This is a genomic window from Paenibacillus tritici (assembly GCF_013204885.1).
Lineage (GTDB): Bacteria > Bacillota > Bacilli > Paenibacillales > Paenibacillaceae > Paenibacillus_AQ > Paenibacillus_AQ tritici.
In genome coordinates this window covers 309,076-325,790 of record NZ_JABMKX010000008.1, presented here as the reverse complement: position 1 = coordinate 325,790, position 16,715 = coordinate 309,076, and the positions used below count along the sequence as shown (strand labels likewise).

General features: G+C 36.9%; 16 protein-coding genes. 15 read left to right on the top strand and 1 reads right to left on the bottom strand.

Annotated elements, in window-relative coordinates:
- The first annotated feature begins 142 nt into the window (after positions 1–142).
- From HQN87_RS16565 to HQN87_RS16515, 11 genes are all read left to right on the top strand, one after another.
- Positions 143–718: a hypothetical protein gene (locus HQN87_RS16565; protein WP_173135605.1), complete on the top strand. Its 576-nt coding sequence runs from the start codon at positions 143–145 to the stop codon at positions 716–718.
- A gap of 330 nt (positions 719–1,048) precedes the next feature.
- The gene (locus tag HQN87_RS16560; protein WP_367272736.1) at positions 1,049–2,146 is read left to right on the top strand and encodes a recombinase family protein; all 1,098 of its coding nucleotides are present in this window, start codon (positions 1,049–1,051) and stop codon (positions 2,144–2,146) included.
- Between the two features lie 103 nt (positions 2,147–2,249).
- Positions 2,250–2,684 (top strand): hypothetical protein, encoded by a 435-nt coding sequence (locus HQN87_RS16555; RefSeq protein WP_173135602.1) that lies wholly within the window; start codon positions 2,250–2,252, stop codon positions 2,682–2,684.
- 22 nt (positions 2,685–2,706) lie between these two features.
- A complete protein-coding gene (locus HQN87_RS16550) occupies positions 2,707–3,834 on the top strand; it encodes a protein kinase family protein (RefSeq protein ID WP_173135599.1) in 1,128 nt (375 codons plus the stop codon).
- A gap of 117 nt (positions 3,835–3,951) precedes the next feature.
- Positions 3,952–5,256, top strand: coding sequence for a glycosaminoglycan attachment protein (locus tag HQN87_RS16545; protein ID WP_173135596.1), 1,305 nt, complete (start codon positions 3,952–3,954; stop codon positions 5,254–5,256).
- A gap of 107 nt (positions 5,257–5,363) precedes the next feature.
- The gene (locus HQN87_RS16540; protein WP_173135593.1) at positions 5,364–5,666 is read left to right on the top strand and encodes a hypothetical protein; all 303 of its coding nucleotides are present in this window, start codon (positions 5,364–5,366) and stop codon (positions 5,664–5,666) included.
- Positions 5,667–5,927: 261 nt separating this feature from the next.
- Positions 5,928–6,860 (top strand): restriction endonuclease, encoded by a 933-nt coding sequence (locus HQN87_RS16535; protein WP_173135590.1) that lies wholly within the window; start codon positions 5,928–5,930, stop codon positions 6,858–6,860.
- A 641-nt stretch (positions 6,861–7,501) separates the two neighbouring features.
- Positions 7,502–8,642, top strand: a protein-coding gene (locus HQN87_RS16530; protein WP_436836472.1) for an IS630 family transposase whose coding sequence is annotated in 2 segments (ribosomal slippage) — positions 7,502–7,926 and positions 7,925–8,642 — 1,143 coding nt in all. Because the reading frame shifts where the segments join, the coding sequence is not laid out codon by codon here.
- Positions 8,643–8,696: 54 nt separating this feature from the next.
- Entirely contained in the window at positions 8,697–9,104 is a 408-nt protein-coding gene (locus HQN87_RS16525) for a hypothetical protein (protein ID WP_173135584.1), read from the top strand.
- 1 nt (position 9,105) lies between these two features.
- Entirely contained in the window at positions 9,106–10,356 is a 1,251-nt protein-coding gene (locus HQN87_RS16520; RefSeq protein ID WP_173135581.1) for a hypothetical protein, read from the top strand.
- A gap of 591 nt (positions 10,357–10,947) precedes the next feature.
- Positions 10,948–12,603: a reverse transcriptase domain-containing protein gene (locus HQN87_RS16515; RefSeq protein WP_173135578.1), complete on the top strand. Its 1,656-nt coding sequence runs from the start codon at positions 10,948–10,950 to the stop codon at positions 12,601–12,603.
- 713 nt (positions 12,604–13,316) lie between these two features.
- On the opposite strand, the gene HQN87_RS16510 is transcribed toward HQN87_RS16515, so the two are convergent.
- Positions 13,317–13,721, bottom strand: coding sequence for a hypothetical protein (locus HQN87_RS16510; protein WP_173135575.1), 405 nt, complete (start codon positions 13,719–13,721; stop codon positions 13,317–13,319).
- 164 nt (positions 13,722–13,885) lie between these two features.
- On the opposite strand from HQN87_RS16510, the gene HQN87_RS16505 reads away from it, so the two are divergent.
- From HQN87_RS16505 to HQN87_RS16490, 4 genes are all read left to right on the top strand, one after another.
- Entirely contained in the window at positions 13,886–14,686 is an 801-nt protein-coding gene (locus HQN87_RS16505; RefSeq protein ID WP_173135572.1) for a polymorphic toxin type 44 domain-containing protein, read from the top strand.
- 442 nt (positions 14,687–15,128) lie between these two features.
- Positions 15,129–15,776, top strand: a complete 648-nt coding sequence (locus tag HQN87_RS16500; RefSeq protein ID WP_173135569.1) for a 2OG-Fe(II) oxygenase — start codon at positions 15,129–15,131, stop codon at positions 15,774–15,776.
- Positions 15,777–15,999: 223 nt separating this feature from the next.
- Complete coding sequence (locus HQN87_RS16495) at positions 16,000–16,293, top strand: AbrB/MazE/SpoVT family DNA-binding domain-containing protein (RefSeq protein ID WP_173135566.1); 294 nt, start codon at positions 16,000–16,002, stop codon at positions 16,291–16,293.
- A gap of 1 nt (position 16,294) precedes the next feature.
- A complete protein-coding gene (locus HQN87_RS16490) occupies positions 16,295–16,687 on the top strand; it encodes a type II toxin-antitoxin system death-on-curing family toxin (protein WP_173135562.1) in 393 nt (130 codons plus the stop codon).
- Positions 16,688–16,715 lie beyond the last annotated feature (28 nt).

Genomic DNA, 16,715 nt, shown 5'->3' with positions numbered 1-16,715 from the left:
CAGTTCATGGAGGAGTTTTTTCTTAATTGCAGGAAAATAAAACGTAGTAATCAAATACCTTCTTGGATGTCTGTTTTTAATGAGTAACACGTTTTAGAAAAGGCAGTTTGAAGAATTAAAATAGATTTAGGGGTGGTTCTGCATGGGGATTTTTGAAGAACTTAAGGTAAGAAAGGGTTCTGGCGAATTGTTATCTCTTAATGAATTAACACCAGAAAAGCTAAAAACAATGTTTATAGATGAGGGAAAAACAGACAAAATGATTTCACAGCTGTTTGAAGTAAAGGAATCACAAATCACCTATAGACGAAAGAAGTTTGGGATCTCTATTAGAGGTTCTATTCTTGATGATTTTCTAATGGCTAATTCAGAAGATGCAAAAGAAATGAATGAAAAGATTAAACTTCAATTACTTGATGAGAAAAATTTGACAATGATCTCAAAGGCGGTTGCACATTTCGCTTTCAGGAACGGTCCTATTGAAGATATGCATGCAACACCCAACAATCAGCTTTCTGAAGAAGATATGAAAACTTTGAATAAATTTATGGTAAATAGATTGGCTTATATTTTCAAGTTAGTGATTGAAGAACGTTGGATGGAATTCGATTTTTTAATAAAAAGTACCGATCGTTTATATGGTCATTCATGGGACGAAGCTGAGCCAGATGATGGGGAGACAAGAAAGATAATTGAGATGTTGTTAAAGAAAGGTTAAGAACGTGGTATAGAAGATATTTACCGATATACTATAATGCTTGTTATTGATGAGCAAGAGGTGCCTAAGATTCGATGGGATGAAGTTCAGGAGCATTTTCTTAATGTTGAAACTGTATAGTGAATTACATCAGGAAGACCCTTACAGGGAGTATTGTTTCTTTCATATCTCCCGTCCTGAGGTTGTAGCGTGAGAACGATATCTTGGTATCAAAGGACTCAGATGAATATAACAATGTTAGGGTTAATGGAATGGTCAGTGTTGGAGCTTTTTAGGCTCACAATGTTCGAATAAGAAAGACCAATCGAAAGTAGGTATGCCGGATTGACGGTGTACCTGCTTTTTTTGTGCCCAAATAATCCACACAAAGGGCCACCTGAAGAGATTGATATTATCCAGTGGATATTTAATCAGTACGCTTTTGAAAACAAAGGCTATCATAAAATCGCATCCGAATTGAATCAACAGCAGGTGCCTACGCAAAAAGGCGGAACATGGTCGGCCAGTACCATCCGTGCAATCATTATTAATGAATCGTATATCGGAAGCAAAGTGTGGAATAAGCAAGACTATCAAACCAAGGGTGAAAAGTGGAGAGACCGCTCCGAATGGATCATCACCGAGAACGCTCACCCAGCGTTGATTACGAAGGAGCTTTTTGAACAGTGCCAGGCTGCTGCCAAGCGACGCAACAATGGTGGAGGTGAAACTCATAAGCCCTTTGGCAACAAGATCGCATCGCCCTTCTGGCTGCGTGGCATCATGGTCTGCGACAAATGCGGCTCGCGAATGGTTGGCAACTCTGCATCCACACGCAGTAAGAACGGCGGACACCGATATTATACTTGCGGCGGCTATCTAAGAAAAGGCAAGGAATTCTGCTCATATGTGGGCTGGAAAAAGGAACGTGTGGAAGAGGTTGTGACTAATAAGATCAGAACAACGCTGCTGCGATTGTCTATGGATAATCAATTAGAGGAAGAGATCCGAATGTACCATAACGAGAAGAATAAGCATGTCATTGCTCAAGTATCGAGCCTTGCGGCTGAGATCACATTTTTGGAGAAACGTGTAGATGCGGTTGTAGGTGACATGAACGCAGGGAAAGGAAAGTCGTTTCATCAGGAGATGCTGGATGAGATGAAGACGGAGTTGATGGAGAAGAAGGCAGAGCATGCGGCAGTGTCGGAAGGGCTACGAGAGTTCGATGTTCCAGAGGAATACATCGCGTCTGTGAAATATGATATTCAGACATTAATTGGTCTGCTGGATGCAGAGGTTCAGAATCCGCAAATATTGCATCAGATCGTGAGTAAATTTGTGTCGAAGGTGGTCGTGCAGAGGGAGACGAAGAATGTGTATGTGACGGTGCAATTTACGAATGCGGATGAGGTTTTGTATGAGAAGAACGTAGTAGCTGAAATGTAATAAAGCTCTCTGTATGAAGCGGTCGACAATTCTTTTGACAGTTAATTCATGGTATGAGAATATTGCCATATAACATTCCAATATCTTGAAGGAGTTGATAGAGTTGTCGGCTGAACTTCGTATAAACATTCAAGGTGTAAATCCCCCTGTTTGGACTCTGGGAAAGCAAAATGACTCTTACTTCTCATACTACGAGAATGAACATGGCGAACAATGGGTAGCAAAATGTGAAGGTGTTATTCTTCGGATTTCTGGTCTTGATATCGGCTGGAAGGAGTATCAACTCACGATTAAGGAAGCAGAGGCTGAATATAGCCGAATTCTTGATCAAATCATTGCTCTTACGCTTATGCAGGCGAAGAGCGTTCCTGAGAGTCTTAGCCAAACTTATTTAGAAACGGCTGTTGCACGATTACGGGAGTATGAAGGAGAGATGCCTCTTGCTCAAGTTGTTTTAGAGGTTAGTGAATTATTGTGGTTAGCTTCTGTGTTAAATGCTGCTATTCCGCAGATGAAATGGTCAAAAGAAAGAAACTAATAATAAAGGGATGGGATAAATTGTGTTGCAGCCAGGCGAAATAGTGAAATTTAATAGTATGAAAAACTTTAGACATCTCTCACCTTTGGGTGCGGGAGGTACTGGAGATGCTCATCTCTTTAAAGATGAAACGACCGACATGCTATTTGCCTTTAAAAAGTATTCGCCAAAAGGTTCTAATGATACTGATGATACATTTAGACGTTTTGTTGATGAGATAAAGATTTTATTTAAATTATCTCATCCTAATATAGTGAGGATATATAATTACTACCTGTATCCAGAAGCCAAATCAGGTTACTTACAGATGGAGTATGTAGAAGGGATTTCTATTGATAAATTCGAATCGAAGTTAGGTAAGGACTGGGCAACAATTTTTAAAGAGATTATATATGCCTTTGAGTATTTAGAAGAAAATAAAATTCTACATAGGGATATTAGACCATCTAATATTTTAATAGACAAAGATGAAAACGTGAAAATCATTGATTTTGGATTTGGCAAAAAATTAGAGGTTGAAGAAATAGGAGGGAGAAGTATCTTCCTTAATTGGCCAGTTTCCCAATTGCCTAATGAAACTCAATTGGAGGGGATATATAGTCACCAAACAGAAATATATTTTGTGGGTAAACTATTTCAAAACATTCTTAGAGATTTGGGAAAGGAAACAGATTTTAAATTTAATTACATCGTAGATAAAATGATTAAAATCAATCCTACTGAGAGATTCAAATCATTTAACGAGATTTCTCAGTTCATATCAGCGGGAATAATTAGCGAAATAAACTTTTCGAGAATAGAGAAAGAGTCATATAAACATTTTGCAGACGCTTTAGTTAGCCATATATCTTACTATAATGATAAGTACGACCCAATTAATGACATTGACGTTATACTTAGTAGATTGGGTGTTCTGATTCGTAACAGTTCGCTTGAAACCTATATACAGGATAACTCTCAATTAGTTAGATGTTTTATAAAAGGCGGATATGGATTTGATAGTAAACGTGATATAAATGTAAGTCATGTTAAAGACTTTTATCAACTAATAGTGAGATTAGAACCGTATAAACAAAAGATAGTATTAGACAATTTATATACAAGGTTAGCAAGCATAAATGTAATTATTGATGATGGTTTGCCTTTTTAGTGCTAATGTTGGGGATGATGTTGAGGCTGGTAAATATTTTTAATGGTTTAACCATGTTTGAAACAGCTAGGAAATTAAGAGTATGAGGAAATTTGTTTGTAGGAGAGAGAGTATAGTATGTCAATAGATTTATTTAAGCCTATTGTTCCTATGGATAAGCTGAATAGAAACTTTTCAATATTAAAAGATGGTGCATTGAATGAACCAACAAGAGTAATGATGAATAAAGCATTTGAATTTTTCAATGATATTGATGGAAACTTTTTAGAACAATTTCAGACTACTGGTTTTGACGCCCGAGTCTTTGAGTTATACTTGTCCTCCTACTTTTTGGAGGCTGGATATAAACTTAATCGCGATTATGATCGGCCTGATTTTATAGTAGAACGTGACGGATATAAAGTTGCTATTGAAGCTACAACAGTAAATTCAACTGTAGATAGGAAACAAATTATGGACGGAAAGAAAGCTCATCGAGATTTAACTTTAGAGGAGTTATATGAAAAATTGCGTAATGAGCTACCCATAAAATTTGGAAGCCCGCTTTTTTCAAAGCTAAATAAAAAGTATTGGGAACTTAATCATTGTAAAGATATTCCTCTTGTTTTAGCTATAGAAGCATTTCATGAAGAAGATTCATTGAGTTTTACAAGCAATGCATTAATACAGTATCTATATGGAATAAGGCATGAACTTCATATTGACGAAGAGGGTCGAGATTCGGTAAATAAGAGCGATATTAATGAGCACAGATCGGGAAACAAAGTTATTCCATCCGTATTTTTTCAACAGCCTTACACTGAAAATATCAGTGCAATTATATTTACTAACAGCGGAACAACGGCTAAATTTAAAAGAATGGGTTACTATTACGGATGTGTTAGTAGCTTTATAAAGATGTACCGAGAAGGGGTATGTTATGACTTTGATCCAAAGGCTTTAAGACCTAAAGAATTTAAGTACGATCTCGATAATCGTATTGATGAATCTTGGGGGGAAGGACTAGAAGTTTTTCATAATCCCAAAGCTAATTTTCCATTGCCAAAAGATTTTTTCGATGATGCAGCATATCATTATATAGAAGATGGCGAAGTTTTATCATTCTTGCCAGAGTTTCATATATATCACTCTAAGACATTAACAATTGAATTTGAAGATAATTTAATTTTGCCTGGAAATATTAAAAGAGTTATGAAGACAGATGTTGATAGATTTATTCCAAGTAGAAATCAATTGCCGAAGTATCCTGAAAAATGTTGGTTGATAAAAGGTCAGAGGATTGGCATCATTGTAATGGATGTGGATGGAGAAGCTTTTCTGTCCTTTATATATGAATATGATGATGAAGGTTTTGAAGTAGCCAGTATAAATACATTCAAAGGATTCAATGAGGCCGGGACATATCTAGTTGAAAACCTGTGATGTCCATTTTATAGTCATCTAACTTTAAACATGCAACTACCATAGACTAGTACGTACTAGAAGTATTCATATACCTGATACTTAATTTGTATTTTGGAGGCGTTCAAATGGAAAAGTGTATTTGTTGTAAACGTGATTTTGACGAAGCAAAGGTTTTACCGATAGTTGAAAAAGGAACAGATTGTTATTACAACGAAGAAGATCTTTCAGGTAATTATATCTGTAAACACTGTCTTAAAGTGAGTGAAGATTATGGACAATGTGATATCTGTTCTGAAGAAGTAGTCTATCATGAAAGTGATTTAGAATACTCTGGTGGGGAGCAATATTGCTCCGAACATATTTCTGAAACTGAAATGGATGAAGAAGAGGATTGGGATGATTACATAGAGAAAATTAATAAAGACTAATCAAGAAACCCTGTATTTGCAACGCCCCTTAAAAATGAGGTTGGTCTGTGTCGCATAATTATATAAAATTACTTAATTTTGATTACGAAGTGTTTTAATATTCATGAATAGCATTCAGAGGACATATGTTTTAGAAAAGGACGAATTCTAATTGTAATAGCAATCTCCTGACCGCTGGGGGATTTTTCTTTTGTTTATTAAATTACTCCAATATAATGAAAGATACGTGGCAGAAGATTTTTCAGGGGAGATTGTGTAGGTATGCTTAAAACATTTTTAGAGTGGTCAAAGAAAAATCTATCTAATATTTTCAGTATAGTGGGCATTGCCTTAACTATTTATTTTGGTGCTTTCTATGTTCCAGGTTATCTTGCCGAGATGAGGGCAGAGAAAGTTAATGCAATAAATGAGGCAATCATACAAGATATTCAAGAACTAATTTATAACAGGGAAAACATTACTGCAACCGAAATTGATACGCTTATTAAAGCGAAAGAAATAAAGTATAATATTTCGTATCCGTTTACGACTAACGAATTGTTAATTCAGATATCTGGAAGATTTATTGAAAATAAATTTATACCACTTGAACAAAGAAAAGAATTGTTTGATAAGGTAGATGCTCTTCGAAAAACCATAAAGGAACCACAACCTATTAAAAAAGAAGAAGCGAATTCCCTAGTTATGAAAGTTCTTTCGACTATAATTAGTATTCTATCAATTATTATTGCTGCCTTAGGTTTAAATAGCACTTTTTTTAAGGCGAAAAAGGACAGGGAAAATCAAATAGAGCAAGATATAGAAAAAAGAGAGGAAGAAATTCAAAGTAGTATCATGAATGCTTTTGCATTCGAATTAGTTGTTAAAAATGCTTTAAACGGATATGACTTCGAGTATAATATTTGGGGAAGTGACCAAGGCATTGATTTTAAGTTGAATGTCGGCGGTGTTGAGTATGTCATTGTATGTAAATACTATAAGAGAGCTATAAGTATTGTCGACGTGCGGAAGATACTTGAGACTGCAAACTTGACACAACTAAAGACAATACTCGTTACCAATAATTCATTAACAAAGTCTGCTAATCAACATATAGAAGAGTATAACAGTAAAAATATAATTAAATTATATGTTATACAGGGCGAAACCGAGAAGGATATCAAAAAACAAATAGCTGCCATTGTCGATAATTAACCACTGCACTAATGGCACTATGTATGGATTGGGATTACTAGCATCCATGTAAAAGTTTATCTAAATTAGCAATCACTACTCAAGTCATGTGGAGTGCCTAATATTGATGGTACGAAATGAGATGTGACGGTACTGCTTTTTAACAAATCATAATAAACTTTTTCAAGCGGAAGCACCGTGCCTAATTATTTTTTAGGCATGGTCTTTTTAATGGAGGACATGGAAGGATGAAACATTCTTTAGAAATGATCTTGGAAGAAATAAGGAGCAGTGTTGAGGCGAAGTATTAAATATTGGGAATAAAAGTCTCGATTTGCTGAGATACAAGCATTTCTAGTTGTACAGTAATGATACTATAAATGAGACCTTATTAAGGAACTAAAAGGCATTTCAGCACCGAAGTGGTTCTTTTTTACATTGCAGCATAGTCACCTAAACAATAGATTTCGAAATGAACTTTAGTAGGTCTCTTTAAGAGATAAAAGGATGTAATAGAAACTATATACATAAATTGAGCAATCTTGTATATTCATTTTAAAGAGATAAGCTTAGATTGAGAATAAGTACTAGTACAGCATCAGATTTAAAATAGTTAAAATATGGTGAATGTGATATAGTCGAGATAAAAAGAGGTATCGACTATGAGAAACCGTGAATATACCGTTTGCTTAACCGCAAATCAGCAGAATGAATTAGTGGAGATTTGCTCAAAAGGAAAGGTGGCCGCACGATCTCTTCGGCGAGCCCAAATTCTGTTGTGGGCAGATGAGAATCGACTGGACGGAAAACTTACAGATGTAGAAATTGCCAAGCAGCTACACATCCATACGAACACCGTATATCTGGTGCGCAAGTCCTTTGCAGTGAACGGAATGAAGGCGGCGCTTGAACGAAAAAAGAGACTGACTCCGCCCAATCCTCCAAAAGTGACTGGCGAATTGGAGGCGAGAATCATCGCGCTCAGTTGCAGTACACCACCGGTGGGAAGAAGTCGGTGGACCCTTCGGCTGTTGGCAGATAAGACCGTAGAACTGGGGTACATTGACAGTATTTCGTACGACACGGTGGATCGGATTTAAAAAAAACGAACTCAAACCCCATCTTCGTAAATGTTGGTGTATCCCGCCAAAGCAGAATGCGGCGTTTGTAGCAGCCATGGAAGATGTGCTAGAGGTCTACCATTTGCCCTACGATAGAGAATGTCCCGTCATTTGCATGGATGAGAAACCCTTCCAACTGCTGGATGATAGGCGTAACCCTATTCCGATGAAACCGGCCAAACCGCTGAGAGAAGATTCCGAATACGTACGCCATGGAACCTGTAGTATCTTTATTTTCACAGAACCACTTGCAGGCTGGCGGCATGTCAGCGTTCGTCCACGACGTACCAAAATCGAATGGGCGGAGCAAGTTCGGGAACTCTTGGATGTTCATTATCCGAGCATACCGACCCTTCGTTTGGTGATGGACAATTTAAACACACATTCCATTGCCTCGTTATATGAAGCTTTTGAACCCGAGACGGCGCTGCGTCTAGCCAAACGGCTCGAGATCCACTACACGCCTAAACATGGCAGTTGGCTAAACATTGCTGAAATTGAGCTGAGCGTTATGACAAGCCAATGTTTATCCAGACGGATTCCCTCTATGGAAGAGCTAGCCAGCGAACTAACCGAATGGGAAACGACTCGAAACGCTGTTCACAAAGGAGTGGATTGGCAATTCACTACGGAAGATGCACGAGTCAAACTCAAAAGGTTATATCCACAGTTTAAAGACTGATGAGCTACTAGTTTAATGTAAATAACTTATTTTGAACAGATGGGGGGGCAGTACTTGTTGCATCTGCAAAACAAGTTTGTATCCTATGTTATTAATAAATACGACCGTCCACCAATAAAAATTTTAAAGAGTTCTGATGATAGGGAAATTGAACGCTATTTAGAATCAATACCAGCAGAGGCTGCAGCAAGTATGGATGAAGATGGTACAATATTTATTTTACTTCATGATACCATCGCTGGTTGTGCCGCAATATTTGAAGAATTTGCCCATGCGATACAGTACGAGAAAAGGGGAAATATCGCTATTAATTCTGCGGAAGTTTGTATTAGGGAAATTGAAGTTGCAGAGTGTTTATTAGAATACGGGGTCAAGTTGGGTTTAACCCAGCAAGAACTTGATCAAACTAGGACTAACTTAGAGTCATATAAAGATCAACTATTATTTTACAAGGAGGGGTAAGATGAACATATTTGCTGGTTACGCAAAGAAAGTCATTAAGGCCCCTTTTGGAGATAACATTACAATTATTGGTGCGTGGTCTGATTTTATTTTAAAACCATCAGAAGAGCACTATACAGTAAATCAATACCGAAATGAGGAATGCATAGGAATTTGGATAATTAAGTCTATTTCATCTTTTTATGGTATTAACACCAGTAGTAAACAAGGAGTAATGTTGTCTCCAATAAATGGAAATAAAGTAATATTTAAAGGAGACATTTTTGTTGATGCTAGATGTAAAGTGAATTTCTATGAGGTAGTACTACCATTTGAGCTGAACGAGCCTATAGTAGGTAAACCAACAAACGAATATGATAACTGTAGAGTTGTAATTTATAATAGAATTGGTTTAGATAATAAGTACATAGCGTTTATTCATAACAAAGAGGAAATAGGGCCTATTCAAGATATAACAATTAAGTGTTTAGACCCCGTAGATACTGGGCTAATAAGAGTGGAGATTATAACTCAAAACTCAAGTGATAATTTAGATATTAAGCAGCTAGAGATTAAGATTGATTCTGAGAAACATATTACACTAAATAAGTTAATTAACACTATGAGTCCAATTAGATCATTTCTTTTAGATGCTGGCGATAATCACTATTATGGTAGGGAATCTGTACGCAGGAAAAATAATAGTATATTCGAACCAGTAGTTAATGTAAGGGCGGGGAGTATAAGGGTTATTCTAACACCTAATGAAGGTCAGATTGATGGCTTTGTTTCACCAACATACCCATTTGAACTTTTTTACAAGTCCTTATCATTGGCAGAATCTAAAGATACTCAGGCATTATTTGAATTGTTAAGAGAGAGCTTGCTGGATCTGAAAAGAGGTTTGTACCACCTATTGTCGATTACACGGTTATATGAAAAGGAAGGTATATTTGAAGTAATAGTTTCAGAGAACGAGCATTTGCGTGTCACAAAAAAATCGTTCGACACTATTAGAAACGCTTTGCAGGATTTGAACACAAGAGAAGTGCTTATTATAGGGCGGATATATGCGATCGATTCTTTGAGAAGATGGTTCAAGGTTAAGGATGAAAAAACAAGTGTTGACTGGAAATTTGTATATAGTACAGATATCGATTCAATGTCTATTCGTGAACATGGTGATTATGTAAAAGTAATTGGGGAGACGCAGACTCCAGAGAATGCAAGAAAAGGAATTGCTGAATTAAAAGGAATTGAGTTTTTAACCTAGAGGATAAAACTCTGGCTTTTTCACATCGTCGAGGTCGTAATAAATTTCCCGTAAGGTAATCTTTACTGGTGTTAATTACTACAGGTTTAGGAGTTGAATGTTTTGAATAAGTCTGGCGGATTGCCCTTGGTAATCCTAATGAGGATTTATGTGCCATTATAAAATGATTTCGGTATAAAATCTTTTTTCGGGGTGATACATATGAGCTTCTACACCGCTGCAGGTACGGAATGTACTTGGAAATCCTACAACTTTGGATAATATACAATTGATGTACACAAAATGTATTACAAGTTTTCATGGCATTATGAAGCTCCGACAAAATTTTTCAGTAAATTCATGGTATAAGATTATTGGTATATGCTATTCCAATATCTTGAATATAAATGTTGAATAAACGAGACAGAGGGAGCTCAGATAGAGTATAATACTATAGGCAAACAAGTTGTATTTGAACTTTTGATGGTGATAATCGCTATCTTATATTTTAATGTATCTACACATCTCTCTGCACTATTCTCATTGTTGGATCCAATTGTCTCACATGGTATCTACGCGGTGATTTAGAAAGGTAGAAATGCAGCATTACTTTTGGAAATTCCCACCGAGTTTCTTTGGAAAATTCTTATAAGGGACAAGTCAAATAACTATACATCATTTCCCATAAGCAAAAAAAGTGGTGGCTATCGCACAATTCATTCTCCTTCCTCAAACCTAGCAATTCTTCAAAAAAAGCTTGCCTATGTCCTCTCTCTACAGTTCAATCCCCATAACCGAGCACATGGTTTTATAGAAAAGCGAAGTATTGTCACTAATGCTTCTGAACACTTAAAAAAATCTTTTGTATTAAATATAGACCTGGAGAACTTTTTTGAAAGTATATCTTTTGCTAGGGTAAGGAAGATGTTTGCTTCTTACTTTAAGTTAAGTGGAGTAGTAGCCACAACTCTTGCGAATATATGCAGCCATCCAGAGGGTTTTTTGCCTCAAGGGGCGGCGACGTCCCCGATTATTTCCAATATTATTGCTAAGAGTTTGGATAAAGAACTTAAACAACTCTCCGTTGAAAGTAAGGGGGTTAAGTACACACGATATGCCGATGATATTACATTCTCTACAAATAAGAAGGATTTCCCTAGAAATATCGCGTTTTTAAATGAGGATAGTCATGTAGTATTAAGTGAGAAGTTATTACGAATTATTGAAAACAATGGGTTTAATGTGAATGAACAAAAAATAAGGTTACAAGATCGTCAAAGTAATCAATCTGTAACTGGAATAGTAGTGAATGAGAAATTAAATGTAAGCAGGACATATATTCGCAGAATTCGTTCCATACTGAATTGTATTGAAAAGAACAATAATGATCTTGATGCTGCTAGAGAAATTTTTATTCGTAGATATCCATTTCGACAGAGAGCGAAAGTAAATCAACCAGAAATGTTCTCAGTATTGCGAGGTATGATTAATCATGTAGGTCATGTGAAAGGTAAGAGCGACCCAGTTTATTTGAAATTAGCTAATCGTTTTAATAGTGTATCTCCGGAGCAGAAGGTTATTAAGTCTGTAGAAAAACAGATTAACAAACGGAAAATGTATGAAGATTATACTTTTGTGATTGAGCAGGAAAAGCCTGTTGTAGCGTTGGTTTCTAAAGAAAGTACTGAATTCGAACATGTCTACCATAATCAAGGGACTGGATTTTTATTAAAAGGAATTGGAATGGTTACAAATGCTCACGTTTTAAAAGACTTAGTAAGTGCAATTGAACTTGAGATGCTGATCCCAATACCCTATTATGTGAGGGGATTCAACTCTAAGGACTTTAATGTTCATATGATGCGAATCGAATGTTTTGATACCGAAAAAGACATTGTGATTCTAAGATCAAAAAGCTTAGATCATAATAAAGAAGGTTTTAGTTATAGTGAAGCCATACAAACAGATCAACTTATTGAATTAGTCGGTTATCCAGATTACAGAAGAGGTCAAGAAATAAGAGTGGACAATGGTTTTGTAAGGGGCATCAGGATGCATATTAATAGCGGTGATAAAACAGTTACCCATAGGCGTTATGAAATAACTCCTACTATTTATGGCGGAAACAGCGGTGGGCCTATTGTTAATGAGGTAAGCGAAGTCATTGCAGTTGCTGTAAAGGGGGCTACAATGAACGGAGTCGTACCAAATGAAGTGATACCAATATCTGAAGTGATAGGACTAGCTAAAAGGAATTCGCTTATATAATAAGTATTGAGTGAGCTTAATAATCTGTGTGCGTGCTTCTACCCTGCATCGCCCATGTGACAGGGATAGGGGCTAACTAGTAGTGGGATACGCCGTCTGGTCTCCGCCTGGGGTCAACGGAAGAAGATAATCAGGCTGACCCGAAGGGGACCCGGTTACGGGGGGCTTCTAGTGTGACATCAAAACTGTAACTACACTCGTAGCAGCTTATGTGCCGTTATCTTCGGACAGGGGCTGAGTTGTAGACCAAATGTAGACATGAGATATTTGCAAAGTAATAAAACATAATTCTTGTAGACGGAATGTGTACAACGTTCAACGATGCCTTGATCGCATTATTGTTATTGCCAATCTATCCAGTCCAAAGGTCGATGGGATGGGTTGTCCTCATTTTAATGGAGATCTAGTCCAAAGCCTATGATTATGCGATTTCACCCTATCTTTTGGATATTGAGGATCGACTTGCTGTGGTGGATTTAGAAAATACTTGCCCCCTTCCGCCCCCTGAGGGAAACACGCAGGAGATTTCTCTCCTGAACCCCATCGCTCGCTGCGTGGCAAGTCCAGCAAGGGTTTACTGGGCTAGGGGATAGCTTCGCAGGTTGGAAACATCCGTCAAGGCTAAATGAACGCTTCGCGGCATTGACGTGTTCCAACTATTCCTGGACAACCTATTCCGTCATGTTTCGGACAATTATGTGGTAGCAGAAACATCAATTGTATTTAAGAGTACTTAATAAATTTATAAAAGTTATATAAAAAGGATAAATAACAACAGCTCCAGTAGCAAGGAGCCCGTGTACTGGAGGAACCCTTTCAGCAGGATTATCAATTGGCCATATTGAGGTGAAAACAAATATGAAAAAGGCGAAGTATGGCAGCCATAAAATTGCGGTAAAATAATTTAATTTAGATTCTTTAAAATGCTTGTTAGTATAAAAAACGAAAAAAGCTGTACCTAATATAAATATTATTATATTAAAAATTGAAATAAATCTATTTGCAAGAATGAATTCTAAACCAGTCACCCTACTCAATCTATTTACATTCCCCATTAATTGCAATTCAATAAATAATAACAAAGCATACATACAACTGATCGTGTTCAGCTTTATCATAATTATCCTCCTTCATATAAGAACATTTAGTTACATAATATTACACAGGATTACATTTTCGAGATGTTCTTCTCCCAAGTAAATCGGACCCAATGCCTATATCCCATTTATTTTATTTAGTATAGGGTGTATTTACTACCATTTTATTCTAGGCAGGCTATTTTATGAAGAAAATATTCACCTTGGCCACTTTAATGTTTTTTCTAATTTCAAGCTTGGTTTCAGCAAGTCCACAAAATGAAAATAAAAGTAAAAACGATGAGATTATGGAGATTCATCAAACTGTAGTATCGAAGGGACTAGCAATGATTGATAACGCGGGAAAAATTGCAATTAATACTAATGCTCTTCAGCTTGGAGTTGATGAATTTCTTTTCAATAAATATCTTGAAAATATGGACAGTATCAACTTTGCCATTGAAATCGGCGGGATACATTTCGATAAGGATTTCAATGTGAAAATTGGCACAAAAGAAGAGGTAATTAGAGATGTATTCGAGAAAGACCAAGAAAGAACAAATGAACTTTCATTTGTAGTTCCTTTTAGTGATCCCGGAGCTCCTCCAACATTAAGTGCTTATAACATAGCTTATACAAATAGAAATCAAATGATTAACTATTATCAGTCATTAGCTGGTGGTATTTTTGGAGATCCGGAAGCCGCATATAGTGCAACTTTTGGGTACTGGGTAGCAAGAGTTCAGGCGGGTGGTGCTTGGGACTACAAATCAGTTCCAGGATATACTCCTTACTACAAACAATGGACTATGTCATTAAAATATAATAACGAACTACATACTTCAGAGTGGTTTGGCAACTATAATTATGGATTTACAGGTAGTGTTTTATTCTCTTTATCGGCTCTATACGCTGGAGCAGATGGAGCTGGCTATGTATGGGGAAATGGACCCGATGATGCAGCGGATAGACAAGCTGTAAATCAAGGGAATTATGAGTCACAGTAAATACATGGTAGTTTGAGAATAGAACATAGTTTTACAAAACTTATTATCTTGCCAAGAGCTGTAAAGCAGAGTTGATAAAAGTAACTGAAGTCTCTGCAGGTAAAGAAAAGATAACTTGGATATTGAATGAAAATAAATATGATTGCATAGGTTATGAGTCTATGCTACCTCCCCAAATATTCTAAGCATCATACGGCGTCGGATTGTGGATTTTGCCACGAAGCGGCTCCATATGGAGTATCAGTGAAAAACACCCTTAGGGGTGTTTTTTATGCCTTTGTCATGATTTACTAAAGAAATTAGAATACATGCTAATGGTTATGTACATTTTTCGATCTCCCTAATAGAGTCTTTGAAGTTTCTGAAGTAATGTGAGCAAATAATTCCATTTTACGGTATATTACTTTTGTAATGTATGCACTACTGTGGGAGCTGTGTAAATATGGCAGGGAATACAACAGACAAAGAACAGACGATATTTGAACATGCTGGAAATACGATTAAGACAGAAGACCGGGAGATTCGAATTCTTGCCAAGTATGAGGAACCACTGGTTGTCTTACTAGGAAATGTACTTAGCGATGAGGAATGCGATGAGCTAATAGAACATTCTAGGGAACGATTGCAACGTTCAAAGATCGGTGAAGATCATGTGGTCAATCAAATTAGGACGAGCAGTGGTGTGTTCTGCGAGGAGAATGAGACGGTTACAAGAATCGAGAAACGAATCTCTCAAATTATGAATATTCCTATCGGGCATGGCGATGGTCTGCAAGTTTTGCTCTATACCCCTGGTCAAGAGTATCTACCTCATTTTGATTTCTTTGCACAAACGAGTAGAGCTAGTAACAACAATCGAATTAGTACTCTCCTGTTGTATTTGAACGATGTGGAGGAGGGCGGACAAACGGAGTTCCCTATGCTTAATTTATCTGTGTTTCCTAACAAGGGAATGGCGGTCTACTTTGAATATTTTTACGATAATCATGAATTAAACGAGTTCACCTTGCATGCAGGTACACCAGTAATTAAAGGTGAAAAATGGGTTGCAACAATGTGGATGAGAAGACAAGCCCATCGTCTCTCCTAATGGTATGAATACGTAGTGCGTGGTTTAGAATCAATGGTAAGTCAGGAATTATAATTTCTAGTAATCAGCTGGAGAATTAAAGCTGGAGATATGCAAAAGAGATCATCTGAGAAGATGGTCTTTTTTATGTGGTTCTGATAAAATGTACATACGTTATAACTTTTATTACTGTTATAAGTTATAACTTGAAGTGAATGAGCATACTATAGGAGGAAGAAATAAAATGAATGGTGTGGTCAATGTGAAAAAGGACAAATCGAAGGTGATTCGCTATTCCCGCAAAATAGGACGAATGGGGAATAGCTTAGGAGTAAGCTTACCAAAAGCCCTGGCAGATAAGTTGAATGTCTCGCAAGGGGATGAAATCGAGTTTATTGAAAATGAACGTGGAGAAGTAATATTAAGAAAAAACCGAATCGGCCATTTGCCCAATCAGGTTCGGCCTGAGGTGCTGGAGGCGTTTTACGATGTGTTTGAAGAGGATTTGGGTATCCTTGAAGACCTAAGGGATCGTTGATATGACTAACTTTCTTACAAAGGAAGAGGTTATTTCAGCACACTATTTTATAATGAAAAGAATGAACGACGCAGATCAAGCAGGAGTGAAAGATCACGGCCTGTTGGAATCTGCGGTACATAGGCCGCAGCAAAGTGTTTTTGGCGAGGATGCGTACCCCACTTTATTTGATAAGGCGGCTGCTTTACTGGAATCGCTGATCAAAAACCACTGCTTTCATAATGGAAATAAGCGTACTGCTTATCTGGTTACGAAGTCGTTTTTAATCATGAATGGCTACCATTTAAGCATGGAACGGGAGTTTGCAGTTGAGTTTATAGTGAATATTGCAAAAGGTCTACCTACATTAGAAATGACCGCTCATATTCTAAAAGAACACTCTAAAGAAAGATAACCTATGGATGCTTCAACACTATTTTTAT

What these genes read in the sequence shown, in the direction of transcription:
- HQN87_RS16565 (WP_173135605.1), top strand. Translation starts at nt 143, where the DNA reads ATGGGGATTTTTGAAGAACTTAAGGTAAGAAAGGGTTCTGGCGAATTG.
- HQN87_RS16545 (WP_173135596.1), top strand. Translation starts at nt 3,952, where the DNA reads ATGTCAATAGATTTATTTAAGCCTATTGTTCCTATGGATAAGCTGAAT.
- HQN87_RS16540 (WP_173135593.1), top strand. Translation starts at nt 5,364, where the DNA reads ATGGAAAAGTGTATTTGTTGTAAACGTGATTTTGACGAAGCAAAGGTT.
- HQN87_RS16535 (WP_173135590.1), top strand. Translation starts at nt 5,928, where the DNA reads ATGCTTAAAACATTTTTAGAGTGGTCAAAGAAAAATCTATCTAATATT.
- HQN87_RS16520 (WP_173135581.1), top strand. Translation starts at nt 9,106, where the DNA reads ATGAACATATTTGCTGGTTACGCAAAGAAAGTCATTAAGGCCCCTTTT.
- HQN87_RS16510 (WP_173135575.1), bottom strand. Translation starts at nt 13,721, where the DNA reads ATGATAAAGCTGAACACGATCAGTTGTATGTATGCTTTGTTATTATTT.
- HQN87_RS16505 (WP_173135572.1), top strand. Translation starts at nt 13,886, where the DNA reads ATGAAGAAAATATTCACCTTGGCCACTTTAATGTTTTTTCTAATTTCA.
- HQN87_RS16500 (WP_173135569.1), top strand. Translation starts at nt 15,129, where the DNA reads ATGGCAGGGAATACAACAGACAAAGAACAGACGATATTTGAACATGCT.
- HQN87_RS16495 (WP_173135566.1), top strand. Translation starts at nt 16,000, where the DNA reads ATGAATGGTGTGGTCAATGTGAAAAAGGACAAATCGAAGGTGATTCGC.
- HQN87_RS16490 (WP_173135562.1), top strand. Translation starts at nt 16,295, where the DNA reads ATGACTAACTTTCTTACAAAGGAAGAGGTTATTTCAGCACACTATTTT.